Here is a 24,239-nt window from a genome sequence, read left to right on the forward strand (position 1 = left end):
AACATCATCGCCGTGTCATGGTCGGCTTGTTGCGGAACATGATAGCGGATGCCAAAAGTGAAGCACCCGGCCGCGTTTGGCGGCCGGGCGCCACGAGTTCAGTCAGAAATCGAAGTCCTTGATGTTCTGCTTCGTAAAGATGAAGGGCGAACCAAGCAGGATCTCGCTGCCATTCACCACGCTCAGCTTGCCGAGCTTGCCCGCGTCCACCGAGGTCGCGCCAGGCTTGAGGCTGCCGTCGACGACGGCACGCATCACGTAGGTCGCGGCATAGCCGAGATCGACCGGATTCCACAGCACCACCGACTTGACACAGTCCGCGTTGACATACGGCTTCATCGCGTTCGGCGTGGCGAGGCCGACCACCGCCACCTTGCCGCAGAGCTTGGCCTTGGTCACGGCTTCCGCGGAAGCAGGCGTTGCGACCGAGGTCATGCCGAACAGGCCGGCGAGCTTGTCGCCATGCTTGTTGATCAGCGTGGTTGCCTGGTTGAACGACAGGTTGTTGTCTTCCTGCGCCTCGACCGTTTCGAGCCATTTCAGCTTGGGATGACACTTCTGCGCATAAGCCCACATTTCGGCAATCCAGCGTGCCTGGTTCGGCGTCGTGAAGGTCGAAGTGACGATTGCGAAGCTCTTGTCCTCGCCGGCCTCCTTGGCCATCGAATCGATCATCGCCTTGGCGATGCCATTGAACTCGGCTTGATTGACGAACCATTCGCGGGCGTCCGGCGTCGCATTGGCGTCATAGCCGACGACGTGAATGCCCTTCGACAGCGCCTTCTTCAGAACCGGAGCGATCGCAACCGGATCGTTGGCCGCGAACAGAATGCCGTCGACGCCGCTGGTGATGTAATTGTCGATGAACTTGATCTGCTCGTCGATCTTGGCTTCGGTCGGGCCGTCGGTCTTCACCGTGACATTGCCGAGGGCCTTGGCGGCGTCCTGCATACCTTTCGACGTCGCGTTGAAATAGCCGATGCCAATCAGTTTCGGTACGTCGACCAGCGTGATCGGCTTGCCGGCTTTGTCGGCAGCATTGCTTGGCCGGCCCCCGTCATAAGGCTTGGCGGCGGGTGCCGCGTTGGCCTCGCTAGCCGAACAGGCCAGCGGATTGACAGGCAGGTCGTCCGCGCCGTCCCATCTCTTGTCCGCCGCCGAGGCCGATCCGGCCAGCAGCGTCGCGCCGAGGAATGCAGCAGCTAATCCAAGCTTCATTTTGTTTTCCTCCCTGTTGAAGCCGCTTTTTTCGCGGCCAGATACGCCATCAAACGCCCTCGCGTCGCCGCTGGAGCGAACTCGCCACAAGAGTTGAAAGGATGAGCACCGTGCCGATGACCACGATCGTCGCGTCGCCCTTGACACCGGTCAGGGCCAGCCCGTTTTTCAGGAGTTGGATCATCGCGAGGCCGACCACCGTGCCCCAGATCGTGCCGACGCCCCCGAATATGCTGGTGCCGCCGAGCACCACCGCCGCGATCACGTCGAGCTCGTAGCCGATCCCCATGTCCGAACGGGTGGTGGTCACGCGCGAGACAAGAACACAGGCCGAGAGGCCGGCCATAAGCCCCGACAGCGTGTAGATGATCAGCTTGACCCGATCGACCGGCAAACCGGAAAAGCGCGCGGCGGTCTCGTTGTTGCCGATCGCATAGAGTGTTCGGCCGAAAGTGGTGCGGTCTAGAACGATTGCCGTGACCACGATCGCGATCAGCAAGAGCCAGAGCTGCGCCGGTACGCCGAAGAGGTTTTCCTGCCCGATGAAGTAGAACCATTCCGGATAGCCGCGCACCGAACGCGCTTGGCTGATCCCTTCGGCGAGCCCACGATAGAGCGCGAGCGTCGCGATCGTCATGATCAGCGGTGGGACTTTCACCCTGGTGATGACGATCCCATTGAGGAATCCCGCAGCTGCACCCACGAGCAGCGAGAAGCAGATGGCCAGCGGCAAGGGAAGGCCGAATACCTTCCAGGAATAGCCGAGCAGGATCGCGCAAAGCCCGACGATCGAGCCCACCGAGAGATCGATACCGCCGGTGATGATGATGAAGGTCATCGGCAGTGCGATCAGCCCGACCTCGGTCGTCAGCCTGCCTTGATTGAGCAGATTGTCGAGCGTGAGGAAGCGGCTGTTCAAGCCTCCGAGCACGATCAATGCAATGAGCAGGATCACCGCAAGCATGGTCTCGTGGCGCAGCAGCCACCAGGGCACGAGACGTTTGGCGGTGTGGGGAAGAGGGATTTCGCTCATTGCGCTCATGCTCCGGCCATACGCCGGCGCCGCAGAATGTCGGCGATCACGGTCACGAGGATGAGCACGCCCTGGACCGCGCGAATCCAGTAGGGCGAGATGTCAATGAAGACCAGCGCGCTGGCGATCTCGGCGATCAGAACGGCGGCGAGCGTCGAGCCGACCACCGTACCGGCGCCGCCGAGGATGCTGACGCCGCCGACGACCGACGCGGTGATGATCGTCAGCTCGAGATTCGGCGGCACGGTCGACTGGATGACGCGCAGCTGCGTCGCATAGAGCAGGGCGGCCGCCCCCGCGAACAAGCCATGCAGCGCAAAGACCATCACGATCGTGCGCGGCTGCGAGATCCCGCAGAGCCGCGCCGCTTCGGCGTTGCCGCCGACGGCGTAGATCGCACGGCCCGAGGCCGAATAGCGCATCCACAGCGCCGCCAGGATCGTCACCAGGATCATGAGAAAAACCGGAAACGGCAGCTCGCCGAAGAGCTCGATATCCGCGAGGTGGAAACTGTCGGGCAGGTCGGTGATCCATTTGCCCCCCGTGACGCTGATCAAGCCGCCTTTGAGGATCGACAGCATGCCGAGCGTCACCACGATCGCCGGAATGCGCAGATAGGCAATGATCGCGCCTTGCAACGCCATCACGGCGATGCCGGCAACGAGCGCTGCCAGCCAGGCGACCACGATCGGCGCGCCGTTCACGGCCAGCGTACCGCTGATCGTCGCCAGAACGCCGATCAGCGCGCCGACGGAAATATCGATGTTGCCGGAGATGATCACCATCGACATGCCGACTGCGGCGACCGCGATATAGGCATTGCCGAGCAGCACGTCGGAAAGGTTGCGTGCCGCCAGAAAGCGCGGATTGTAAAGGCCGACCGCGATGGCGAGCCCGATCACGGCGATCGCGAGCAAAGCCTCTTGCGAGGCAAGCGCCTTCAGCCACCGCCGCGGACTAACTTCGGCACTGGCCAAGGTCACCGCCGTCATGCCGCTTTCTCCGCGTTTTCATGACTGCCCATCATCGCTGCGCCGATTGACTGCTGGGTTGCTTCTTCGCGTGAGAATTCGGCAACGATACGGCCTTCGCGCATCACGAGCACGCGGTCGCTCATGCCGAGCACCTCCGGCAACTCGCTTGAAATCATCAGGATGGCAAGCCCCTGGGCCGCAAGCTCGCCCATCAGCCGATGGATCTCCGCCTTGGCGCCGACGTCGATGCCGCGCGTCGGCTCGTCGAGGATCAACAGCTTCGGCTCGTTGGCCAGCCATTTGCCGAGCACGATCTTCTGTTGATTGCCGCCGGAGAGCTTGCCCACGATCTGCTCGAGCGAACTCGTCTTGACCGCAAAGCGCTTGATGCCGTCGCCGGCCAGCTTGCGCTCGGCGCCGCGATCGATGAAGCCGCCGAATGCGACCTTGCCGAGCGCGGCGAGGCTGAAGTTCTCGCGCACCGTCATCGGCCGCACCAAGCCCTGGGTGCCGCGATCCTCGGGAACATAAGCGATGCCCAAAGACCGCGCCTGGGCCGGCGAGCGAATGTTGACTTGTTGTCCGGAGATCCGGATTTCGCCGTTATCGGCCGGGGTGACGCCGAAAATAGTTTGCGCGAGCTCGCTGCGACCGGAGCCGACGAGGCCGGAAAGGCCGACGATCTCGCCGGCGCGCACCGTGAACGAGACGTTTTTCGTCAGGGGCCGACGTTCAAGGTCCTTCACTTCCAGCACCGGCTGACCGATCGGAACCGTCATCTTCGGGAACAGGCTTTCGATCCTGCGGCCGACCATCAATTGCACGAGCTCGGCCGCGTCCGTGTCGATGACCCGCTTGGTCGCGACATGCGTGCCATCGCGCAGCACTGTGACACGATCGGCGATCGCGAAGATCTCGTCGAGCCGATGGCTGATATAGATCACGGCGACGCCGCGGGCTTTCAGCCTGCGGACGATGTCAAACAGCCGCGTCACGTCGTACTCGGTCAGGGCCGCGGTCGGCTCGTCCATGATGAGAATGCGCGCATCCTGCGACAGCGCGCGCAGGATTTCAACGCGCTGGCGATTGCCGACGCTGAGGGAGCCGACGACCCGGTCGGCTTGCAGATCATGGATTTCGAGCGAAGCGAGTAGCGCATTCGTCTTCTCGTGCATGGCCCGCCAATCGATCCGGCCGAGGCCAGCGCGGGGCGCATGCCCCATGAAGATGTTCTCTGCGACCGTGAGCTCCGGAAACAGCAGCAGCTCTTGATAGATCGTGGCGATGCCGGCGCGCCTGGCATCGTCCGGTCGCGCGAGATCGACCTGCTTGCCGTTCACGAGCACCTCGCCCCGATCGGGCGGGAACACGCCGGAAACGATCTTGATCAGCGTCGACTTGCCAGCCCCGTTCTCGCCGAGCAAGGCGTGAACTTCGCCCCTGGCGGCATCGAACGAGACGCCGGACAACGCCCGCACGCCCGGAAAAGACTTCTCGATCGCGCGCACCGCCAGAAGCGGTACCGCGGGAGCGTCACCGTGCGGGTCGGTTGTCATGGTCACGCCGCCGCAGTGGTTTGAGCGCCTGGATCTACGACAACGACGCGGACACCATGCTCGCGCAGCATGTCGAGTGCGTCGTTCGGCGCATCGGAATCGGTGATCAGCGTATCGATGCGCGAGAGCGGGCAGACGACCAGACTGCCGCGCGAGACGAATTTCGAGGAATCGGCGAGCACGATCAGCTTGTCGGCACGTTTCAGCAGTTTTGATTCGGCGCGGGCGAGCAGGGGGTCGCCCTCGATCACGCCGAGCGGTCCGATCGAGATCGCACTCATGAACATCCGCGTCGCCGAATAGTGCTGAATCGCATCCTCTTCAAAGGGGGAGACGATCATGCCCTGCTCACGATAGACCTCGCCACCCGGCAAGGCGACGCGGCATTTCGACGTGTGGATCAGCCCGTCGGCGAGCAGATAGGAATTGGTCAACACCTTCAGGCGGCGCTCGCGCAGATACTCGCCCATCTGATAGGTGGTCGTGCCGCCATTGATGATGATCGTCTCGCCATCGGCGCAGAGGGCGACTGCCGCTTTCGCGATGGCGCGCTTGGCGTCGATATTGAGCGTCTGGCTGACGTCGAAGGAGCGGGTGGCAAGCGAAAGGATGTCGCCCGGTGCGTTGGTGGTTTCCGGCAGGGCTTCGAGTCCGCCGTGCACCCTGATCGCGACACCTTGCTCGGCGAGCCTGGCGAAATCGCGCCGTATCGAGGCTTCGGAGACGCCGGTCGCACGACAGGCGTCCGCGATGCGTACCAGCGACCGCTCGCGCAAGAGTGTCTTGATGACCTGCCAGCGTTCCCGCTCGTGCACGCCGTCCTCCCTTTTGCCCGTAAATAGGTCACGCTCTCGAACCGTGGTCAACTGTAAACCGTCAAATTCGCTCAATATCGCGCTGCATCAATCATATCGCGTCGCAGTGTTGATCGTCAGTGATTGACCTTGATTGAATCTGTGGCCTAATCTGCCCGGAGATCAAGCACACAGGGAGAACGCCTAATGAGCGAGGTCGCGGCCACGCCCCTGCCAAATCTATGGGACGACGCGTTCGCTGCCGGGCTCGATGAAGCAGGCCAGTTGCTGTATCGCTCGAACCTGCTCGGAGCCGATCTACGCATCACCAATTTCGGCGGCGGCAACACCTCGGCCAAGATCGAGATGAAGGATCCGCTGACGCGCGAGAACGTGCGCGTGCTCTGGGTCAAAGGCTCTGGCGGTGACATTGGCTCGATGAAGCGCGACGGCTTTTCGACGCTGTACCTCGACAGGCTCGAGAGCCTGAAAGGGCTCTATCGCGGCCTCGCTCACGAGGATGAGATGGTCGCCTTGTTCAATCACTGTACCTTCGATCTCAATCCGCGCGCGACGTCGATTGATACGCCTTTGCATGCCTTCGTACCGCACCAGCACGTCGATCACGTCCATGCCGATGCGGTCATCGCCATTGCCGCCTCAGAAGACGCTGAGCGTCTGACCCGAGAGGTATTTGGCGGTAAGCTCGGATTCCTGCCGTGGCAGCGGCCCGGCTTCGATCTCGGCCTGAAGCTCGGCGAGATGGCCGCGCGCCATCCTGACTATGTCGGCGTGGTCCTCGGCGGCCATGGGCTCTTCACCTGGGCCGAGACGTCGAAAGCCTGTTACGAGATGACTTTGCGCGTGATTCAGCAGGCGGCCGATTGGCTTGCCGCGCATGAACAGAATCCGGCCTTCGGCGGCGCCAAGGTCCAGACGGCCTTGCCGGAAAAGCGCCGTGCGATCGCGGCCCGGCTGATGCCGCTGATCCGCGGCAAGATCTCTGCGGATGAGCGCAAGATCGGCCATTTCACCGATGCCCCGGAGGTGCTGGAGTTCGTCAACTCCCAGGCGCTGACGAAGCTGGCGCCGCTTGGCACCTCCTGTCCGGATCACTTTCTTCGCACCAAGATCCGGCCGCTGCTGCTGCCCTACGATCCCGCGCGCGACAATCTCGATGAGGTGATCGTCGGCCTCGATGACGTGCTCGCCGCTTACCGGCGCGATTACGCCGCCTATTACGAGCGCTGCAAGCATCCGAATTCGCCGGCCATGCGCGATCCCAACGCGGTCGTGTATCTCGCACCGGGAATCGGCATGTTCACGTTTGCCAAGGACAAGGCGACGGCCCGCGTCGCGGCCGAGTTCTACGTCAACGCGATCAACGTCATGCGGGGCGCCTCGGGCGTCAGCGCCTATGTCGGCCTTGCCGAGGAGGAAGCTTTCAATATCGAATATTGGCTGCTGGAAGAGGCCAAGCTCCAGCGCATGCCCAAGCCGAAATCGCTCGCCGGTCGGATCGCCTATGTGACCGGCGGCGCAGGCGGCATTGGCGGGGCGACCGCGCAGCGGCTGCTCGGTGAAGGCGCTTGCCTCGTCATTGCGGATATCGACGAGAAGGCATTGAACGAGGGCGTCGCGGCGATCGCCAAACGCCATGGCCGTGACGCGGCCATCGGTGTCAAGCTTGATGTGACCGACGAGGCGGCGGTGATCGCCTCGTTTGAAGAAGCCGCGCGCGCGTTCGGCGGCATAGATATCGTCGTCTCGAATGCCGGGATTGCCTCGGCTTCGCCTGTCGAGGACACGAGTCTCGGACTGTGGCAAAAGAATATGGACATTCTCGCCACCGGCTATTTCCTCGTCTCGCGCGAGGCATTTCGGCTGATGCAACGCCAGAACATCGGCGGCGCCATCATCTTCGTTGCTTCGAAGAACGGCCTCGCTGCTTCGGCTGGCGCTTCGGCCTATTGCGCCGCCAAGGCGTCGGAAATCCATCTGGCTCGCTGCCTGGCGCTGGAAGGAGCAGTGCATGGCATCCGCGTCAACACGGTCAATCCGGACGCGGTGTTGCGCGGCTCCAAGATCTGGGAGGGCGAGTGGCGCCAGCAGCGTGCGGCGTCCAATAAGGTCGCGGAGGACCAGCTCGAGGAAGTCTACCGCCAGCGTTCGATGCTCAAGCTGTCGGTATTCCCGGAGGATATCGCCGAGGGTGTCTACTTCTTCGCGTCCGACCTTTCGGCCAAGTCGACCGGCAACATCCTCAACGTCGATGCCGGCAACGCCCAGGCTTTCACACGATGAGCACGCCGTTTTCGATTAGCGCGGATTTCGTCGCCGAGCAGAACGCGCGGCTCGAAGGCGCGACCACTGAAGACTTCGACGCCCTGAAGCGCGCGCTGACGCGACACGGGATCGACGCAGAGGTCCTGGTGCAGAAGGTGATGGCCTTCGGTGTTGCCATTCCGACCTGGGGAGTCGGCACGGGAGGCACGCGATTTGCCCGCTTTCCGGGGCCGGGTGAGCCGCGCAATGTCTTCGAAAAGATCGATGATTGCGCCGTGATTCAACAATTGGCGCGGGCAACCCCGACGGTCTCGCCGCACATCCCGTGGGACAAGGTCGACGACTATGGCGCCTTGCGCGAACAGGCCGCGACGCACGGCCTTGCCTTCGATGCGGTCAACTCCAACACGTTCCAGGATCAGCCGGGGCAGGAGCTTTCGTACAAGTTCGGCTCGCTGTCACATACCGATGCGCGTGTGCGCGTGCAAGCCATCGCCCATAACGTCGAATGTATCGAGATCGGCCGCAAGCTCGGCTCGAAGGCACTGACCGTCTGGATCGCCGACGGCTCGAATTTCGCCGGCCAATCGAATCTGACCAAAGCGCTCGACCGCTATGTCGACGCGATGCGCGAGATCGTCGCGGCGCTGCCCGCCGACTGGCGGGTGTTCCTCGAGCACAAGCTTTATGAGCCGGCGTTCTACTCGACCGTGATCTCGGATTGGGGGACGAGCTTTGCTGTCGCGCAGGAGCTCGGGCCCAAGGCCTATTGCCTCGTCGATCTCGGCCATCATGCGCCGAACGTGAATATCGAGCAGATCGTTGCCCGGCTCGTCCGCTTCAACAAGCTCGCGGGTTTCCATTTCAACGATTCAAAATATGGCGACGACGATCTCGACAGCGGCTCGGTCGATCCGTTCCGGCTGTTTCTCGTCTTCAACGAGCTGATCGACGCCGAGCGTCGCAGGGCGGAAGGCTTCGCGCCCGCCTACATGATCGACCAGTCGCACAATGTGACCGATCCGATCGAGAGTCTGATGCAATCGGCGATCGAGTTGCAGCGCGCCTATGCGCAGGCGCTCATCGTCGATCGCGCAGCGCTTGAAGCGGCGCAAGAGGCCAATGACGCGCTCGGTGCGCATCTCGAATTGAAACGTGCCTTCACCACCGACGTCTCGCCGCTCCTCGCCGTCGCCCGCATGCGGGCCGGCGGGGCGATCGCGCCAATTGCGGCCTATCGCGCGTCCGGCTATCGGGGACGAAAGGCGATGGAACGTCCCGCCGCCGGCGGAACTTCGGCAGGCATCGTCTAGGGTAAGTGGCCCCTCGTTTTCAGGATGGTTGCTGGCCGCACGAGGTGCCGGCCTTTGCGCTTTGAGCGTTTCAAACGAATCCGCGCCGCGCTAGCTAGGTGAGCCGGATCCAGGCTCCATTGGCTGCGGATGATCTCACCGCGGCGTCTATGAACTTGATCCCGGCGAGGCCGTCCTCGACCGTCGGATATATCGGCGGATCCAGTGTCGAGCGGGCCTGCGGGGCCCTGATGGCACGCGCCGCCTCGGCATAGATCGTAGCGAAACCTTCGAGATAGCCCTCGGGGTGACCGGAGGGAATGCGGGTGACGCGGCTCGCCTCGCCCAAGGCACCGGCCCCGCCGCGGGTCAGGAGCTGCTTGGGCCGGCCGTAAGGCGTAAACCAGAGCTGGTTTGGATTCTCCTGCGCCCATTCGAGACCGGCTTTGCTGCCATAGATGCGCAGCGTGAGGCCGTTTTCATTGCCGACGGCGACCTGACTCGCCCACAGCATGCCCTTGGCGCCGCCCTTCCACTTCAGGAGAATTTGAACGTCGTCGTCGAGGCGCCGTCCCTCGACGAAGGTCGACAGCTGGGCCAGCAGTTCGTCGAGCTCGAGGCCGGTGACGAAGCAAGCGAGATTGTAGGCATGAGTTCCGATGTCGCCGATGCAGCCGCCGGCGCCGGAACGCGTGGGGTCCGTGCGCCACGCCGCCTGCTTCTGGCCGCTGGCCTCCAATCGCTCCGTCAACCAATCCTGCAGATACTCGGCCTGGACCAGACGGATCTCGCCGAGATCGCCGTTCGCGATCATGGCGCGGGCCTGCCGGATCATGGGATAGCCCGTGTAATTGTGCGTCACCACAAATACCCTGCCTGTCTTCCGGACCAGCGCGACCAGCTCCTCGGCCTCGGCGACGGTCGTCGTGAGCGGCTTGTCGCAGATGACGTTGATCCCGGCTTCAAGGAAGGCCTTCGCGACCGGGCCATGCATGTGGTTGGGGGTTACGATCGAGACCGCTTCGATGCCGTCCGCTCGCGCAGCCTCAGCCCTCGCCATCTCCTCGAAGGAGCCATAGGCACGGTCGTCGGCGATGCCGAGCTCCTTTGCGGAGGCCTTGGCTCGAACCGGATCTGACGCGAGCGCACCCGCGACCAGCTCGAACTGGTCGTCGATGCGAGCGGCAATGCGATGGATGGCGCCGATAAAGGCCCCCTGACCGCCGCCGACCATGCCGAGCCGGATACGACGATGGCCGCCAGCTTCGTTGCTTGCTTCAATAGGCATATTGGTCCTCTCGCTCAGGAAATGCCCAGCATCTTGCGGTTCGCTGCGTCGTCGGTGCCGGAGCCTGCGAAATCGTCGAAGGCTTTCTCGGTGACCCGTATGATATGGCTTTTGATGAACTCGGCACCCTCGCGCGCACCTTGCTCGGGATGTTTCAGCGCGCATTCCCATTCGAGCACTGCCCAGCTGTCGTAGTCGTATTGCGTGAGCTTCGAGAAGATTGCGCCGAAATCGACTTGGCCATCGCCGAGCGAGCGGAAGCGGCCAGCACGGTCGACCCAGCTTTGAAACCCGCCATAGACACCCTGGCGGCCCGTCGGATTGAATTCCGCATCCTTGACGTGGAAGGCCTTGATACGTTCGCGATAGATGTCGATGTAGTCGAGGTAGTCGAGCTGCTGCAGCACGAAGTGCGAGGGGTCGTAGAGCAGATTGGCGCGCCTGTGGTTATTTACCCGCTCCAGGAACATCTCGTAGGAGACGCCGTCGTGCAAATCCTCGCCCGGGTGGATCTCATAGGCGAGATCAACGCCATGCTCGTCCGCGTAGTCGAGGATCGGCCGCCAACGCTTAGCGAGCTCGTCGAAGGCGGCCTCGACGAGGCCGACCGGGCGCTGCGGCCAAGGATAGATGTAGGGCCAGGCTAGCGCGCCGGAGAAAGTCGCTTGTGCCGTGAGTCCGAGGCGCCTGGAGGCAAAGATCGCACGCTTGACCTGGTCGACGGCCCACTCTGTGCGGGCCTTGGCGTTGCCACGCACCTCCGGCACGGCAAAGCCGTCGAATGCGGCATCATAGGCGGGGTGAACGGCAACGAGCTGGCCTTGGAGATGGGTCGAGAGCTCGCTGATCGCAAGCCCGTGGTGCGCCGCGATTCCCTTCACCTCATCGGCATAGTCCTGCGACTCCGAGGCCTTCTTGAGGTCGAAGAGCCGCGCATCCCAGGTCGGGATCTGAACCCCCTCGTAGCCGAGCGAGGCGGCCCATCCGCAGATCGAGTCGAAGGAGTTGAATGGCGGCGCGTCGGCCGCGAACTGAGCCAGGAATATCGCCGGTCCCTTGATCATCTTCATCGAATGCTTCCTTGTACCTGCAGGCTCTAGCAGCATGCGTCCGCTGAGCTCGATATTCACCAAACCGCGCCGCCTTCGCCGGTTCCAGGTGAACACATCTGGGGATTGTCCTGCTTCAGAACGTTTCCCCGGCCCACAGCGCCATCGCATCGAGGTCGGACAGCGGCGCCGGTCGCTCGACACGCGAGTGTACTGCGATCTCTCCGCCCTCGACGCTCGCCTTGAGGATCGCGTGCTTCACCTCCAGAGCGTGGCTCGCCAGCGCGCCGGAGGAGCGGTGTGGCGTGCCGTGCAGCACCGCACTTGCGAGTTCGGCGACGCCCAGGCAACGATAGTTGGCCTGGTTCGGCATGTGATCTGCCCAATTCGGCGAACGCCAGTTGGGCTTGCCGAACGGCCGGTCGTCAGCCGTAACCGAGATCCAGTCGCCACCCTTCTCGGTGTATTGCACCGCGCCGCCGAAAAAGTTGGGGTCCGGTACGCGCAGTGAGCCTTCAGTGCCGTAAAGCTCAATCGGCGGATGTCCGTGCTTCCAGACGTCCCAGCTCATCGCGAAGATGATGTCGGCGCCTGACTCGAAATGCAGCAGCGACATCACCGTCGTCGGGGTTTCAACCGCGATCGTCTTGCCGTTCATCGGCCCCTTCGAGGTGACGAGTCGCGAGGCGAAGCCGGCGCTCGCGCGCCCCTGCACCAGCGCGACGGGACCCAACAGGTTGATGAGCGCCGCGAGATAATAGGGCCCCATATCGAGGATCGGCCCGCCGCCGGGCTTGAAGAAGAAGGTTGGATCGGGATGCCAGTGCTCCATGCCATGCGACATCAGAAAGCAGGTGCCGTAAAGCACTTTGCCGATCCGTCCCGTATCCACCAACTCGCGCGCCAGCCGTGCGCCGCCGCCGAGAAAAGTATCCGGCGCGCAGCCGATCTTCAGATCGCGACGCGCTGCCTCCGCGACCAAGATCGCAGCGTCGTCGGCCTCCACCGTGATCGGCTTTTCGCCAAACACGTGCTTGCCGGCGTTAAACGCCGCGTGGCTGACGCCGTAATGCGCATTCGGCGTGGTGAGATTGACGACGATCTGGATATCGGGGCGCGCAAGTAGCGCTTCGATCGACAAAGCCTCGATGCCGAACTGCGCCGCTTGGGCTTGCGCGGCCTCAGGGCGCAGGTCGGCGCAGGCGATCAGCTTGAGATCGCGAAATCTCGGCATGTTGTGCATGTAGATCGTCGAGATGTTGCCGCATCCGACGATGCCGACTCCCAGCTTGCTCATGATCCGCTCCCCGTCACGCCCACGACGACACGGTCTCGCGCGCCCTGCGGGCGAAACGAGCAACGTCGTTCGGCTTGTCGTGTTCAGCGACAAACAGGGAAACCCCGGCCTCCCTCATCGCCGCGCGCAGCGCCGGCCAGTCCATGATGCCGTACCCGGGATCGGCCCAGCCGTCCTCGTCGGCGCACTGCCCCGATGGCGCGAGATCCTTGATGTGGCAGGCGACCAGGCGCTGCGCATGCTTCTTGATTTCGGCGACCGGATCGCCGCCACCCCGCACGATCCAGGCGAGATCGGCCTCCCAGACGAGGTCGGGGGCCTCCTCGAACAGGCATTCGAGATAAGTCTTGCCGCTCGCGCTGCGGCCATATTCCCAATGATGGTTGTGCCAGCCGAATTTGACTCCCTCGCTCGTCACCGCCTTTCCGATTTCGGCAAGCTCGCGCCCGATGCTGCGCCATTCCTTTTCTCCGCCCTCGCGCTCGCCCAAGGGGGGGGCCGGTGCGAAGATGGTCTCAATGCCGAGTCCCTTGCACATCCTCGCCGTGCCGACCGCATCCTCGCGCAGTCGGTCGAGCCCGACATGGGCACTCGGCGCGGTCATCCCGTGGACATTGAGGAGCCTCTTCAACGTCTCGGGATCGTTGAACAGCGCACCCCAGGGCTCGACCATGGTGTAGCCGAGGCCGGACAGCAGCGCGAACTGCGCCTCGAGCGGGGTGATGGAGCGGGCAGAATAGAGCTGAATGGAGAATCGGTCGATCGGCTTGGTCATGTCTCGCTTTCTGCTGGGTGAAAGATCTAAAGGCGCTGCCCGCTCGTCTCGTCGAACAGCGACATGGCGTCGGCGGGGAAGCGGACGGTCAACGTGTCTCCCACACGCACTTGCGTGTCGGCGTCATGGCGGAGGGAGAAGGCGGTGCCATCAGCAAGGCGGCACCAGATCAACGTGTCGGCGCCCATCGGCTCGACCATCTCGACACGCGCGGACACAGACGACGGATCGTTGGACGCAGTCAACTCGATATGCTCGGGCCGTATGCCGAGAACGGCCGGCGCCTCGGTCGGCTGGCTGCGGAAGGCGTAACCGGTCAGGCTCAGCTGGTTTACACCGGCGATGAATGCGACCTCGCTGCCGCGCGCGAGCTTGCCGGGAATGAAGTTCATTGCGGGTGAGCCGACGAAAGAAGCGACGAAGCGGTTGACGGGCTCGCGATAGATCTTCTTCGGCGTATCGAGCTGCTGGATCACGCCACCCTGCATCACGGCGATCCGGTCCGCGAGCGTCAGCGCCTCGATCTGATCGTGCGTCACGTAGATCATCGTGGCGCCGAGCCGTGCGTGCAGCCGCTTGATCTCGACCCTGAGCTCGGCGCGCAGCTGGGCGTCCAGATTGGAGAGCGGCTCGTCGAACAAATACACGCCGGCATGACGCACGAGCGCCCGTCCGATCGCGACGCGCTGGCGCTGGCCGCCCGAGAGCTCGCTGGGGCGGCGTTCGAGGAGATTGGTGAGCCGCAGCATCTGCGCGGCCTCAGCGACCCGGCGCTCGATCTCGCTCTGCGGTGTGCGCGCAACCTTCAGCCCGAACGACATGTTCCGGCGCACGCTCATGCGCGGATAGAGCGCGTAGCTCTGGAATACCATCGCGATGCCGCGATCCTTCGGTTCTGCCCAGGTGACATCACGGCCGCCGATGTGGATTTCGCCACCCTTGACCTCGATCAACCCGGCGATCGCGTTGAGCAAGGTCGACTTTCCGCAGCCGGAGGGCCCGAGTAGCACGAGGAACTCGGACGCGCCGACATGGAGATCGAGATTCTCCAAGACCTTCAGGCCGCCAAAGCCGATCTGGAGGCTCCTGATATCGACGTTCGATTTCTGCATGCTGGGTCAGCCTTTCACCGCGCCGGCGGCGATGCCGCGCACGAACCAGCGGCCGGATCCGAAATAAACGGCGAGCGGCAATAGCGCAGTCAGCAGCGTTGCCGCCATGTCCACATTGTAGGCGCGCTCACCTTGCGTCGAATTGACGATGTTATTGAGCTGCACCGTCATCGGCAGATTGTCGCGGCCGGCGAAGACCAGCCCAAGGATAAAATCGTTCCAGATGCCGGTCGTCTGCAAGATCACCGCGACCACGATCATGGGAGTGGCCATCGGCATCATGATCCGGGCATAGATCTGGTAGAAGCCGGCGCCGTCGACGCGGGCGGCCTTGAACAACTCCACCGGAAGCGATGCGAAATAGTTGCGGAATAGCAGCGTCATCGTTGGAAGGCCGAAAATCGTGTGGATGATCACAATGGTGAAGAGCGACTGCCCGAGCCCGGTGAAGGAGAACACGCGAACCAAGGGGTAGATGAACACCTGATATGGAATGAACGCGACGACCATCATCGCGCCGAACAGGATGTTGGCGCCGCGCACACGCCATAGTGACAGCGCGTAGCCGGTGAGCGATCCGACCAGGATGGAGATCGCGACCGACGGCACCAGGATACGCAGCGAGTTGAGAAAACCAACCTTGATGCCCTGGCACGTCAGTCCGGTGCAGGCCGACGTCCAGGCCTTGACCCACGCGTCGATGCTGGGCGCTATCGGCAAGGCCAACAGATTGCCTTGCCGGATCTCTGCCATCGGCTTCAGCGAAGTGACGACCATCACGTAGAGCGGCAGCAGGAAGTAGAGCGCGGTAATGAAGATGAAGGCATAGAGGCCCCAGCGCGCCGGGGTCATGCGCTTCGACCGCCGTGCAGCGGGCAAAGTCTGCGCCACTGCAGTCATCGTACCTCTCCTTTGCGTGTGCGCCAGTAGAGATAGGGCGCCACCACCGCGACCACCGTGATCAGCATGGTCGTGGCCGCCGCCGTCGCAAGTCCGATATTGGCGCGTTCGAACAGATGATCCATGACGAACTTGGCGGGAACCTCCGAAGCGATGCCGGGCCCGCCATTGGTCATCGCGACCGAGAGGTCGTAGAGGCGCACCACGCCTGTCGAGAGCAGCACCGCGGCGGTGGCAAAGCTCGCCCCCATCATCGGAATGATGATCGACACATAGACCCGCCATTTCGGCAGGCCGTCGACTCGCGCCGCCTTCCAGATCTCCTCGTCGACGCCGCGCAGGCCGGCGAGCATGATGGCCATCACCAGTCCCGAAGCCTGCCAGACGCCCGCGACGACCAGGCAGTAGATTGCGGTCTCCGGCCGTACGATCCAGTCGAACGTCGCGCCTTCGAAGCCCCAGCTGCGCAGCACATGCTGGATGCCGAGCGTCGGGTTGAGGAGCCATTGCCAGACCAGCCCCGTGACGACGAAGGACATAGAATAGGGGTAGAGATAGATCGAGCGGATCGTGTCCTCGGCGCGTATCCGCTGATCGATCGCGACCGCCAACAGGAAGCCGATCAGAAGCGCGAGCGAAACGAACAGCACACCGTAGATGACGATGTTGTGGACCGAGGTGATCCAGCGGTCGTTGCCGAGCAATATCTGATACTGCCGGAGCCCGACGAAATTGTTGTTCGGCAGCATGCGCGAACTGGTCAGCGAGATCCAGACGGTCCAGCTCGTGGCGCCGATATAGACGACGAGCATCACCAGCAACGCCGGCAAGAGCGCGGAGATCGCGGAAAGTCGGGAGTTCAGCGAAAGACGCATCGTATCGCCGGATTAGAGAGAGGTTGACGAGCAGGAGAGGCGGCCGACAGGTCGTCAACCGCCTCTCGTCATGCATCACTCCTGGGACTTCAGCGCCGCAACGACCTTGGCGGAGAATTCATCTGCGCTCATATTGGTGTTCCAATATTGCGAGATGGCATCCTGCAGCGCGCCGATCAGCGCAGGCGGCGCCAGCATGTCGCCGGACGGCATTTGCTGGGCTTTGTCTGCGACATAGCGCATGCCCTTTTGGGCGCAAGCGTCGAGTGCGGACGTATCGACATCGCTACGGACCGGGATCGAACCCTTCTTGAGCGCAAACTGGATCTGGGTCTCGGGCGTCAGCATCAGCCGCGCCAATGCCATCTGCGCCTTTGTTGTGGATGGGTCCTTCGCTTTCGGGAATACGAACACGTCGCCGCCCATCACATAGCCGCCATGGCCATTGGACAGCACCGTGCAGCCATAGTCCTTGTCGGCGACCTTGCCCGCCGCGATGAATTCACCCTTGGCCCAGTCGCCCATGATCTGCATTCCGGCTTTGCCCTGGATGACGAGGTTGGTCGCGTCATTCCAGTTGCGGCCGGGAGCGCCGGGATCGACATAGTCCTTGAGCTTCTTGTACGTGACGGCCACCGCCTTGAATTCGGCGCTCCCTGCCAGCGACGCGTCGCGCTTGCCGAGTATGCCGGTCCACATCTGTGCGCCGCCGACACCGATCATGACCGCGTTGAAGAGGTTTTGCTCCCAGTTCTTCTGGCCCGAGAAGGCCAGCGGGATCACCTTGCCCTCGGCCTTGAGCTTGTCGAGAATGGCGAGAGCGTCATTCCAGGTCTTCGGCTCGTCGGCGCCGACGGAGGCGAGCACGGCCTTGTTGTACCAGAGCCAATTCTGACCATGGATGTTGATCGGCACCGCATACATCTTGCCTTCGCGGGTCGCCGCGGCAATGATCGCAGCGGGCATCACGCCTTTCCAGTTGCCTTCGGTTGCAATCGCGTCGATGTCAGCGAGCAGGCCGCCTTCCACCAACTCGTCGAACTGCTTGCCGGTGTTGAGCTGCATGGCGGTCGGCGGATTGCCGGCGACGGTGCGACTGATTGCGGCGTTTCGTGCATTTGCCGCGCCAGCGACCGCGCTGTCGATCCAGGTGCCGCCGGCCTTGGTGAATTGATCGGCAAACACCTTCACTGCGGCGGCCTCGCCGCCAGAGGTCCACCAGTGAATGACCTCGGCCTTCATCTCCTCTGCGGAGACCGGCACCGAGGCCCAGGCCGCGGCGACAATCGCCACCGATGCGAACAGTGTGCGCTTCATCATTCCCTCCCGGATCTGCCTTTGCAGGCTTGTGTAATTCGTCTTGCGGCCCTTGGGGCTCGTTGCGGCTTTACATGCCGGATGTAATCGATTACATTTTCATCCTAGCAGAACTTCGAGTTTTTGCAAGTCCCGTTATCACGCCGCGACGGCGAGGCTCGACATGGCCAAACGACCCAGAGTGACACGGCCAGGTGCGGCCAAGATCGCCGACGTGGCGCGGCTGGCCGGCGTCTCGGTTGCGACCGTCAGCCGGACCTTGGCGCGGCCCGAGGTCGTGATCGAGGAGACCCGAACGCGCGTGCTCGCCGCCGTGCGTGAAACCGGCTACACGCCGAACATTTCCGCACGGAACCTGCGTGTCCGAAAGACCATGGTCGTGCTGGTGGCGGTGCCGGACATCGCGAACACGTTCTTCGCCGAGGTTTTGGAGGGCATCGACGATACGTTGTCGGCCGCCGGCTACGGGCTCATCATCGCCAACCTGGCCGGATCCCCGGAGAAGGAGGCGCGCTATGTCGACCTGGTGTGCGCCGGCCAGGTTGACGGTGTGCTGCTCTTGTGCGGCCATGTCATGCGCAGCCCCAACCGCGACTTGCGCGACGCGCGCGTGCCACTGGTTGCCGCCTGCGAGTACATTTCCGGTGAAAGCTTCCCTCAGGTCACAATCGACAATATCGGCACGGCGAGCGAGGCGGTGCGGCACCTGGTGGAGCTGGGACACAGAAGTATCGCCTATCTGTCTGGACCGAAGTCCAACATTCTCGAGCAGCAGCGTTTTGCGGGCTACCGGCAGGCCTTGCAGGGAACGGGGATCGCGGTTGACGAAGGCTTGATCCTGCGTGGCGACTTCACTTTCCGCACCGGTGTCGACGCCGGCCGGGCGCTGCTGGGGCTCAAACCGGCGGCGCGGCCGACCGCGCTGTTTGCAGCCAATGACGAGATGGCCATTGGCCTGATCAAAACGGTGCATGCGGCGGGCCTGCAGGTCCCGAAGGATCTTTCCGTCGTCGGCTTTGACGGCATTGCTTATTCGAACTATTGCGAGCCGACTCTGACGACCGTCGTCCAGCCCCGTCGTGATCTCGGTGCGACGGCTGCGGCTGAATTGATCGCGCTCATGACAACGGGCAGGGCTCCGATCAGGAAGGGGACCCAGCTTCCCGCTAAGCTGATCTTACGGGACAGCACGTGCCGGCCCCCTGCATGAGGCCGGGCTCGCCTTCGTTCCGTCACAACGACGTTTACCCGGTCCCCGCTGCAGGCGGTGGCTACGAGTCCGAACCATCCAGGGCGGACGACACCGCGCTGGACCGGTATCCTCCTCTTTACGCGTAGGCCGTCGATCCGTCCGGACGGCGCGGCACCTTGCGCTGCCAATGAACGTAATCCTCCTTGCCGAGCACTTCCATGTCCATCTCGACGCCCCAGCCCGGTCGATCGGGCCGCAACTCGAGATAGCCGTCCTTCGGCAGGTAAGGGTCCTTGACGTACAAGGTGTCCTGCGAGCGGTCCGGCGTGATGTTGGGATCGCCGCTGCCGTCGCCGAAGGCATAGGCCGCGCCGTGCGGCAGTCGGTATTCGAGGATCCGGAAGTTCGGCTGCGCAGCGGAGAAATGCAGATTCACGGCGGTGGCGAGCGGTCCCATCGGATTGTGCGGGGCGACGGTCACGTAGTGCGCCTCGGCCAGGGTGGCGATCCGCCGCATTTCCGAAATCCCGCCGACCACGCAGATGTCGGGCTGGATGATGTCGCAGCCCTTGACCGACAGCAGCCGCAGGAATTCGAAGCGGTTGTAGAGGGACTCTCCGGTCGCGAGCGTGCAGGTGAGCCCGCGCTTCAGCTCGCCCCAGGCCTCGATGTTCTCGGGTCGGATCGGCTCTTCGAAGAATAGGGGATCATAGGGCGCGAGCGCATTGCCGAGCTGGATCGCCTGTCCGACCTCGAAGATCTTGGCGTGCGCGTCGAAAGCGATCTCGTAGTCCGGGCGCACCGTCTCGCGCAGCTTGCGGAAATACTCCGCGCTGGTACGCACGACCTCGCCCCAGCGTTGCGCATGCATGTCGATCCGGTAGGGGCTGAGCTTGAAGGCCGTCAGGCCCCATTCAGCGTTGAGCCTGTCGAATTCGTCGCGGGCAATCGCTGCGTCCGGCGCGGTATAGACACCGGCATAGACGCGGACGCGGTCGCGCACGTTGCCGCCGAGCAGCCGGTAGACCGGGACGTTGAGCGCCTTGGCCGAGATGTCCCAGAGGCAATGATCGATCGCGGAGATCGCGGCAAGGCCCAGCGCGCCGGGTGGAAAGCGGCATTGCTGCAGCAGATACTGGATCAGATATTCGATCCGCCGCGGATCTTCGCCGCGGATGAAGGTGAACAGATAGTCCAGCAGCGGCTCCAGCGCCTTGTCGGGTCCGTGATTGTAGCACTCGCCCCAGCCGGTCAGTCCGTCGTCGGTATCGATGGCAATGATCAGGCGAGGGCGGTCCTTGTCGCGTGACATAAAGGCCCGCAGGCGGTCGATCTTCACGGATTATCTCCATCCATTTGCTTGTTCTCGCGCCGGAACCGACGCTGGGATTGTTTCAGGCCGCCGTGTAGCGGTGCCGCCGGTGAATGCTGCGTGCCCGCGGGTCCGGTCGCGGAATGGCCGACAGCAGCGCCTGCGTGTAGGCGTGGGTCGGCGCGTTGCAGACCTGCTCGGCGGAGCCGGTTTCCACCACCCGGCCGCGATACATCACCGCCACGCGGTCGCACATGTAGCGGATCACGCCGATGTCGTGGCTGATGAAGACGTAGGACAGTCCGAGCTTGTCCTGCAGGCCCATCATCAGGTCGAGCATCTGCGACCGCAGCGAGACGTCGAGCGCGGACGTCGCCTCGTCGGCGACGATGATGCGCGGATTGAGCGCGATCGCGCGCGCAATGCCGATCCGCTGGCGCTGGCCGCCGGAGAAAGCGTGCGGGTAGCGCTCGCGCCAGGACGGCTCCAGACCGACCTGCTGCAGCAGATCGGCTACACGGTCGTCGAGCTCCTTGCCGGCCGCGATCCTGTTGACGAGCAGCGGCTCGCCGACGATCTGGGCCACCGTCATGCGTGGATTGAGCGAGCCGACAGGGTCCTGGAAGATCATGCGTATCTCGCGCCGGCAGGCCTTCAGCGTCTCCTTGTCGGCCCTGACGAGATCGAGGGTGCTGCCGTCCGGCCGGCGATACTCGATCGCGCCGGCGCTGGGATCGTAGATCCGCAGCAAGCAACGTCCCATGGTGGTCTTGCCCGATCCGGACTCACCGACAATGCCCAGCGTCTCGCCTGGCTTCACGGTCAGCGAGACATCGTCGACGGCCTTGAGCGCGTTTTTTCCAGAGCCGAACTGCATGGTGAGGTTGCGGACCTGCAGCACCGGCAGCGTCTCGTCGGCGATCGGGGCGCGACGAAGCCGGATCTCAGCCTTCTGCTCCAGCTTCAGCACGGAGCCGATCAGCATTCGCGTATAATCGTTCTGCGGCGAATGGAAGATGGCGTCCACCGTGCCGCTCTCCATCACCTTGCCGCGATGCATCACCAGCACGTCATCGGCTATCTCGGCGACGACGCCCATGTCGTGGGTGATGAACATCACGGCCATGCCGTGCTGCTGCTGCAGCCGCCGGATCAGGTCGAGGATCTCCGCCTGCGTGGTGACGTCGAGCGCGGTCGTGGGCTCGTCGGCGATCAGGAGCGAAGGGTTGCAGGCCAACGCCATCGCGATCATGACGCGCTGGCGCATGCCACCGGAGAATTCGAAGGTGTAGCGGTCGATGGCCCGCTCGGCATTGGGGATCTCGACCTGCTTGAGCAGCTCGACGCAGCACGCGCGGGCCTGCTTCTTTCCCATGTCGAGATGCAGCCGCAACACCTCCATGATCTGGTCGCCGACGGTGTGGACCGGCGATAGCGACGACATCGGTTCCTGGAAGATCATCGCGATCTCGCGGCCGCGTACCGCGCGGATCTCCCGTCCGCGGGGATTGAGCTTGGCGAGGTCCACCGACGTTCCGTCGGCTCGGTGCAGCATCATCGCGCCGGACACGATGCGGCCGGGCGCATCCACGATCTGTAGAATCGAACGGGCGGTCACGCTTTTGCCCGAGCCGCTTTCGCCGACGATGCAGAGCGTCTTGCCGCGCTCGAGCGTCAGCGACACGCCATCGACGGCCCTGACGACGCCGCTTCGTACCGGGAAGTGCGTCACGAGATCCTTCACCTCGAGAATGAGCGAGGGAGGTGTTGCCGTGCGCGCGTCGGCATGGGTTGCGAGATCGATCAGGCTCATTTGTTGTACGGATCTGCGGCGTCGCGCAGCCCGTCTCCCAGGAAATTGAGGGCGATCACGGCGATCACCACTGCGGCGCCGGGTGCAAACAGCCACGGCGCGGTTGCGATTGATCGGATATTCTGGGCTTCGCGCAGCAGCACGCCCCAGGAAATGGTCGGTGGCTGCAGGCCGAGGCCCAGGAAGCTCAGCGAGGTTTCCGCCAGGATCATGGCCGGGATCGCCAGCGAGATCGACGCGATGATGTGGCTGGTAAAGCTCGGCAGCATGTGACGGAAGATCACCCGCCATTCGGACGCGCCGTCGAGTCGTGCCGCGGTGACGAACTCCTCGGTGCGCAGGCTGAGGAAGCGGCCGCGTACGACGCGCGCGAGCTGGGCCCAGGCGGTGAGGGAGAGGATCAGCGTGATCATGAAGTAGTTGAGCGTCGCTGGCCAATCGTGCGGCAGGGCCGCCGACAGCGCGAGCCAGATCGGAATGCTGGGCAGCGACAGCACGAACTCGATCAGCCGCTGGACTGCGAAATCGATCCGTCCGCCATAATACCCGGAAAGCCCACCGAGCACGATGCCGATGGTCAGCGACAGCAGCACGCCGGCGAGACCGACCGACAACGAGATCTGAGCGCCCTGCATGATGCGGCTATAGACACAGCGGCCGAGCCGGTCGGCGCCGAACAGGAACACCGGCTGATTCTTGTTGTCGGTGGCGATCAGATGGGTCGTGGTATCGAACAGGCCAAACAGCTTGTAGGCGTAGCCGGTGCCGAAGAACCGGATGTAGCTCTTGCGCGCCTCATCCTCGTGGTAGACCGCCTGCAGCGTCTGCGGATCACGCTTGAGCGCATAGGGATGGATGTAGGGCCGGATCGACCAGCTGCCGTCGGCTGCGGTGTCGATGATATGGACCACCTGGGGCGGGTGGTAGGCGGCGCGCGCATTCTGCTGCGACGGATCGTTGACGGCGAAGAAGCCGGGCGCTGCGGCGACGATGTAGAAGAATGCGGTAACGACGAGCCCGGCCATGGCGAGGCGGTGGCGCTTGAACGCCCACCACACCAGTTGCCACTGCGATGCGACCGCGAGCTGGCGGCTGTCGACGTGTGAAATGGCGATATCGGTCATGATTTTGATCCCGGCCTATTCAAGCCTGATGCGCGGGTCGACGAGGGCGAGCAGGATGTCGCTGATGAGCGAGCCGACCAGCGTCAGTGCGCAGATCAGGAGGACGAAGGCGCCGGCCAGATACATGTCCTGGCTCATCAGGGACTGCAGGAGAAGCGGTCCCGCCGTCGGCAGGCTGAGCACGATGGCGACGATGATCGAACCGGAGACGAGGTTCGGAAGCAACCAGGAGATCGTCGAAATGAAGGGATTGAGCGCGAGCCGCAGCGGGTATTTCACCAGGAGATGGAATTCCGACAGGCCTTTCGCGCGCGCAGTGGTGACGTAGGGCTTGTTGAGCTCGTCCAGCATGTTTGCGCGCATGACGCGGATCAGGCTGGCGGTGCCGGAGGCCGCAAGGATGATGACTGGAATCCAGAGATGGTGCAGCAGGTCGAGGATCTTGCCGAAGCTCCAGGGCGCGTTGACATAGGCCTCGGAGAAAAGTCCGCCGACCTCCTGGCCGAATTCGACGGCGGCGATGTACATCAGCACCAGCGCGAGCAGGAAGCTGGGAATCGCGAGTCCGAGGAAACTGAAGAAGGTGACGACGTAGTCGCCGATCGAATATTTCTTGACCGCCGAGAAGACGCCGACCGGTAGCGCGATGCCCCAGGTGGCGAGCAGGGTCGAAAACGTCAGCACCAGCGTCAGTGCCATCCGTTCCCAGATCAGGTTGCTGACCGGCTGCTGCCATTCGAAGCTGAGGCCGAAATCGCCACGCAGTAGAATGCCGCTGATCCATTTCAGATACTGGATGATCATCGGCTGATCGAGCCCGAAGCGGGCGCGCAGGTCGGCGGCGGTGGTCTGGTCGACGACCTCGTTCGACGCGGCCAGCGTCGCGATAAAGGTCGTGACGTAATCGCCGGGAGGCAGCTGGATGAGGACGAACGCCAGGAAACTCACCACGATGAGCGAGGGCACCATCCAGAGAAGGCGCTTGGCGATGAAGCGGAGCATGGTCCTGCCTGTTCAGGGAATTAGAGCCCG

At 63.3% G+C, this 24,239-nt stretch carries 20 protein-coding genes; 3 read left to right on the top strand and 17 right to left on the bottom strand.

The genetic code is table 11. The features are described from left to right. Nucleotides 1–102: 102 nt before the first annotated feature. The 5 genes from JQ587_RS22750 to JQ587_RS22770 are packed head-to-tail and all read right to left on the bottom strand — an operon-like array spanning nt 103 to nt 5,596. Nucleotides 103–1,218, bottom strand: a complete 1,116-nt coding sequence (locus tag JQ587_RS22750) for an autoinducer 2 ABC transporter substrate-binding protein (RefSeq protein WP_212426766.1) — start codon at nt 1,216–1,218, stop codon at nt 103–105. A gap of 49 nt (nt 1,219–1,267) precedes the next feature. Continuing rightward, nucleotides 1,268–2,260, bottom strand: a complete 993-nt coding sequence (locus JQ587_RS22755) for an ABC transporter permease (RefSeq protein WP_212300658.1) — start codon at nt 2,258–2,260, stop codon at nt 1,268–1,270. Next, the gene (locus JQ587_RS22760) at nt 2,257–3,243 is read right to left on the bottom strand and encodes an ABC transporter permease (RefSeq protein ID WP_212300659.1); all 987 of its coding nucleotides are present in this window, start codon (nt 3,241–3,243) and stop codon (nt 2,257–2,259) included. The genes JQ587_RS22755 and JQ587_RS22760 overlap by 4 nt, the downstream gene beginning before the upstream one ends. Then, nucleotides 3,240–4,781, bottom strand: coding sequence for a sugar ABC transporter ATP-binding protein (locus JQ587_RS22765; RefSeq protein ID WP_212426767.1), 1,542 nt, complete (start codon nt 4,779–4,781; stop codon nt 3,240–3,242). Before JQ587_RS22765 ends, JQ587_RS22760 begins: the two co-directional genes overlap by 4 nt. Before the next feature lie 2 nt (nt 4,782–4,783). Then, the gene (locus tag JQ587_RS22770; RefSeq protein ID WP_212426768.1) at nt 4,784–5,596 is read right to left on the bottom strand and encodes a DeoR/GlpR family DNA-binding transcription regulator; all 813 of its coding nucleotides are present in this window, start codon (nt 5,594–5,596) and stop codon (nt 4,784–4,786) included. A gap of 186 nt (nt 5,597–5,782) precedes the next feature. Between JQ587_RS22770 and JQ587_RS22775 the strand changes: the two genes are divergently transcribed. Together JQ587_RS22775 and rhaI are read left to right on the top strand one after the other, a co-directional pair. Then, nucleotides 5,783–7,879: a bifunctional rhamnulose-1-phosphate aldolase/short-chain dehydrogenase gene (locus JQ587_RS22775; RefSeq protein WP_212426769.1), complete on the top strand. Its 2,097-nt coding sequence runs from the start codon at nt 5,783–5,785 to the stop codon at nt 7,877–7,879. Further along, nucleotides 7,876–9,174: an L-rhamnose catabolism isomerase gene (rhaI, locus tag JQ587_RS22780; RefSeq protein ID WP_212426770.1), complete on the top strand. Its 1,299-nt coding sequence runs from the start codon at nt 7,876–7,878 to the stop codon at nt 9,172–9,174. Before JQ587_RS22775 ends, rhaI begins: the two co-directional genes overlap by 4 nt. Nucleotides 9,175–9,268: 94 nt before the next feature. Here rhaI and JQ587_RS22785 read toward each other — a convergent pair whose 3' ends face one another. From JQ587_RS22785 to JQ587_RS22820, 8 genes are all read right to left on the bottom strand, one after another. Next, nucleotides 9,269–10,441: a Gfo/Idh/MocA family protein gene (locus JQ587_RS22785; RefSeq protein WP_212426771.1), complete on the bottom strand. Its 1,173-nt coding sequence runs from the start codon at nt 10,439–10,441 to the stop codon at nt 9,269–9,271. Nucleotides 10,442–10,455: 14 nt separating this feature from the next. Beyond that, nucleotides 10,456–11,511, bottom strand: coding sequence for a sugar phosphate isomerase/epimerase family protein (locus tag JQ587_RS22790; protein WP_212426772.1), 1,056 nt, complete (start codon nt 11,509–11,511; stop codon nt 10,456–10,458). 115 nt (nt 11,512–11,626) lie between these two features. After that, nucleotides 11,627–12,787, bottom strand: coding sequence for a Gfo/Idh/MocA family protein (locus JQ587_RS22795; RefSeq protein ID WP_212426773.1), 1,161 nt, complete (start codon nt 12,785–12,787; stop codon nt 11,627–11,629). 13 nt (nt 12,788–12,800) lie between these two features. Next, the gene (locus tag JQ587_RS22800) at nt 12,801–13,562 is read right to left on the bottom strand and encodes a sugar phosphate isomerase/epimerase family protein (protein ID WP_212426774.1); all 762 of its coding nucleotides are present in this window, start codon (nt 13,560–13,562) and stop codon (nt 12,801–12,803) included. Between the two features lie 26 nt (nt 13,563–13,588). After that, nucleotides 13,589–14,674 carry an ABC transporter ATP-binding protein gene (locus tag JQ587_RS22805; RefSeq protein WP_212426775.1) on the bottom strand — a complete coding sequence of 362 codons (1,086 nt, stop codon included), beginning with the start codon at nt 14,672–14,674 and terminating at the stop codon, nt 13,589–13,591. A 6-nt stretch (nt 14,675–14,680) separates the two neighbouring features. Beyond that, nucleotides 14,681–15,565, bottom strand: a complete 885-nt coding sequence (locus tag JQ587_RS22810) for a carbohydrate ABC transporter permease (RefSeq protein WP_433995258.1) — start codon at nt 15,563–15,565, stop codon at nt 14,681–14,683. 5 nt (nt 15,566–15,570) lie between these two features. Next, nucleotides 15,571–16,449 (bottom strand): carbohydrate ABC transporter permease, encoded by an 879-nt coding sequence (locus JQ587_RS22815; RefSeq protein ID WP_212300670.1) that lies wholly within the window; start codon nt 16,447–16,449, stop codon nt 15,571–15,573. Nucleotides 16,450–16,524: 75 nt separating this feature from the next. Further along, nucleotides 16,525–17,769: an ABC transporter substrate-binding protein gene (locus JQ587_RS22820; RefSeq protein ID WP_249154458.1), complete on the bottom strand. Its 1,245-nt coding sequence runs from the start codon at nt 17,767–17,769 to the stop codon at nt 16,525–16,527. Between the two features lie 160 nt (nt 17,770–17,929). Here JQ587_RS22820 and JQ587_RS22825 point away from each other — a divergent pair, with 160 nt between their 5' ends. After that, on the top strand, nt 17,930–18,976 hold the full coding sequence (locus tag JQ587_RS22825; RefSeq protein ID WP_212426776.1) for a LacI family DNA-binding transcriptional regulator: 1,047 nt from the start codon (nt 17,930–17,932) through the stop codon (nt 18,974–18,976). 118 nt (nt 18,977–19,094) lie between these two features. On the opposite strand, the gene JQ587_RS22830 is transcribed toward JQ587_RS22825, so the two are convergent. The 4 genes from JQ587_RS22830 to JQ587_RS22845 are packed head-to-tail and all read right to left on the bottom strand — an operon-like array spanning nt 19,095 to nt 24,209. Further along, nucleotides 19,095–20,297 (bottom strand): mandelate racemase/muconate lactonizing enzyme family protein, encoded by a 1,203-nt coding sequence (locus JQ587_RS22830; protein WP_212426777.1) that lies wholly within the window; start codon nt 20,295–20,297, stop codon nt 19,095–19,097. Between the two features lie 55 nt (nt 20,298–20,352). Beyond that, nucleotides 20,353–22,083, bottom strand: a complete 1,731-nt coding sequence (locus JQ587_RS22835; protein ID WP_212426778.1) for an ABC transporter ATP-binding protein — start codon at nt 22,081–22,083, stop codon at nt 20,353–20,355. Then, on the bottom strand, nt 22,080–23,207 hold the full coding sequence (locus JQ587_RS22840) for an ABC transporter permease (protein WP_212300674.1): 1,128 nt from the start codon (nt 23,205–23,207) through the stop codon (nt 22,080–22,082). Before JQ587_RS22840 ends, JQ587_RS22835 begins: the two co-directional genes overlap by 4 nt. Nucleotides 23,208–23,222: 15 nt before the next feature. Beyond that, the gene (locus JQ587_RS22845) at nt 23,223–24,209 is read right to left on the bottom strand and encodes an ABC transporter permease (RefSeq protein ID WP_212300675.1); all 987 of its coding nucleotides are present in this window, start codon (nt 24,207–24,209) and stop codon (nt 23,223–23,225) included. Nucleotides 24,210–24,239: the final 30 nt, after the last annotated feature.

This window comes from Bradyrhizobium manausense (genome assembly GCF_018130615.1).
GTDB lineage: Bacteria > Pseudomonadota > Alphaproteobacteria > Rhizobiales > Xanthobacteraceae > Bradyrhizobium > Bradyrhizobium manausense_A.

Coding starts and splice junctions, on each gene's coding strand:
- JQ587_RS22815 (WP_212300670.1), bottom strand. CDS start 16,449: ATGCGTCTTTCGCTGAACTCCCGACTTTCCGCGATCTCCGCGCTCTTG.
- JQ587_RS22775 (WP_212426769.1), top strand. CDS start 5,783: ATGAGCGAGGTCGCGGCCACGCCCCTGCCAAATCTATGGGACGACGCG.
- JQ587_RS22805 (WP_212426775.1), bottom strand. CDS start 14,674: ATGCAGAAATCGAACGTCGATATCAGGAGCCTCCAGATCGGCTTTGGC.
- JQ587_RS22755 (WP_212300658.1), bottom strand. CDS start 2,260: ATGAGCGCAATGAGCGAAATCCCTCTTCCCCACACCGCCAAACGTCTC.
- JQ587_RS22845 (WP_212300675.1), bottom strand. CDS start 24,209: ATGCTCCGCTTCATCGCCAAGCGCCTTCTCTGGATGGTGCCCTCGCTC.
- JQ587_RS22800 (WP_212426774.1), bottom strand. CDS start 13,562: ATGACCAAGCCGATCGACCGATTCTCCATTCAGCTCTATTCTGCCCGC.
- JQ587_RS22785 (WP_212426771.1), bottom strand. CDS start 10,441: ATGCCTATTGAAGCAAGCAACGAAGCTGGCGGCCATCGTCGTATCCGG.
- JQ587_RS22760 (WP_212300659.1), bottom strand. CDS start 3,243: ATGACGGCGGTGACCTTGGCCAGTGCCGAAGTTAGTCCGCGGCGGTGG.
- JQ587_RS22835 (WP_212426778.1), bottom strand. CDS start 22,083: ATGAGCCTGATCGATCTCGCAACCCATGCCGACGCGCGCACGGCAACA.
- JQ587_RS22765 (WP_212426767.1), bottom strand. CDS start 4,781: ATGACAACCGACCCGCACGGTGACGCTCCCGCGGTACCGCTTCTGGCG.
- rhaI (WP_212426770.1), top strand. CDS start 7,876: ATGAGCACGCCGTTTTCGATTAGCGCGGATTTCGTCGCCGAGCAGAAC.
- JQ587_RS22820 (WP_249154458.1), bottom strand. CDS start 17,769: ATGATGAAGCGCACACTGTTCGCATCGGTGGCGATTGTCGCCGCGGCC.
- JQ587_RS22790 (WP_212426772.1), bottom strand. CDS start 11,511: ATGAAGATGATCAAGGGACCGGCGATATTCCTGGCTCAGTTCGCGGCC.
- JQ587_RS22825 (WP_212426776.1), top strand. CDS start 17,930: ATGGCCAAACGACCCAGAGTGACACGGCCAGGTGCGGCCAAGATCGCC.
- JQ587_RS22795 (WP_212426773.1), bottom strand. CDS start 12,787: ATGAGCAAGCTGGGAGTCGGCATCGTCGGATGCGGCAACATCTCGACG.
- JQ587_RS22840 (WP_212300674.1), bottom strand. CDS start 23,207: ATGACCGATATCGCCATTTCACACGTCGACAGCCGCCAGCTCGCGGTC.
- JQ587_RS22750 (WP_212426766.1), bottom strand. CDS start 1,218: ATGAAGCTTGGATTAGCTGCTGCATTCCTCGGCGCGACGCTGCTGGCC.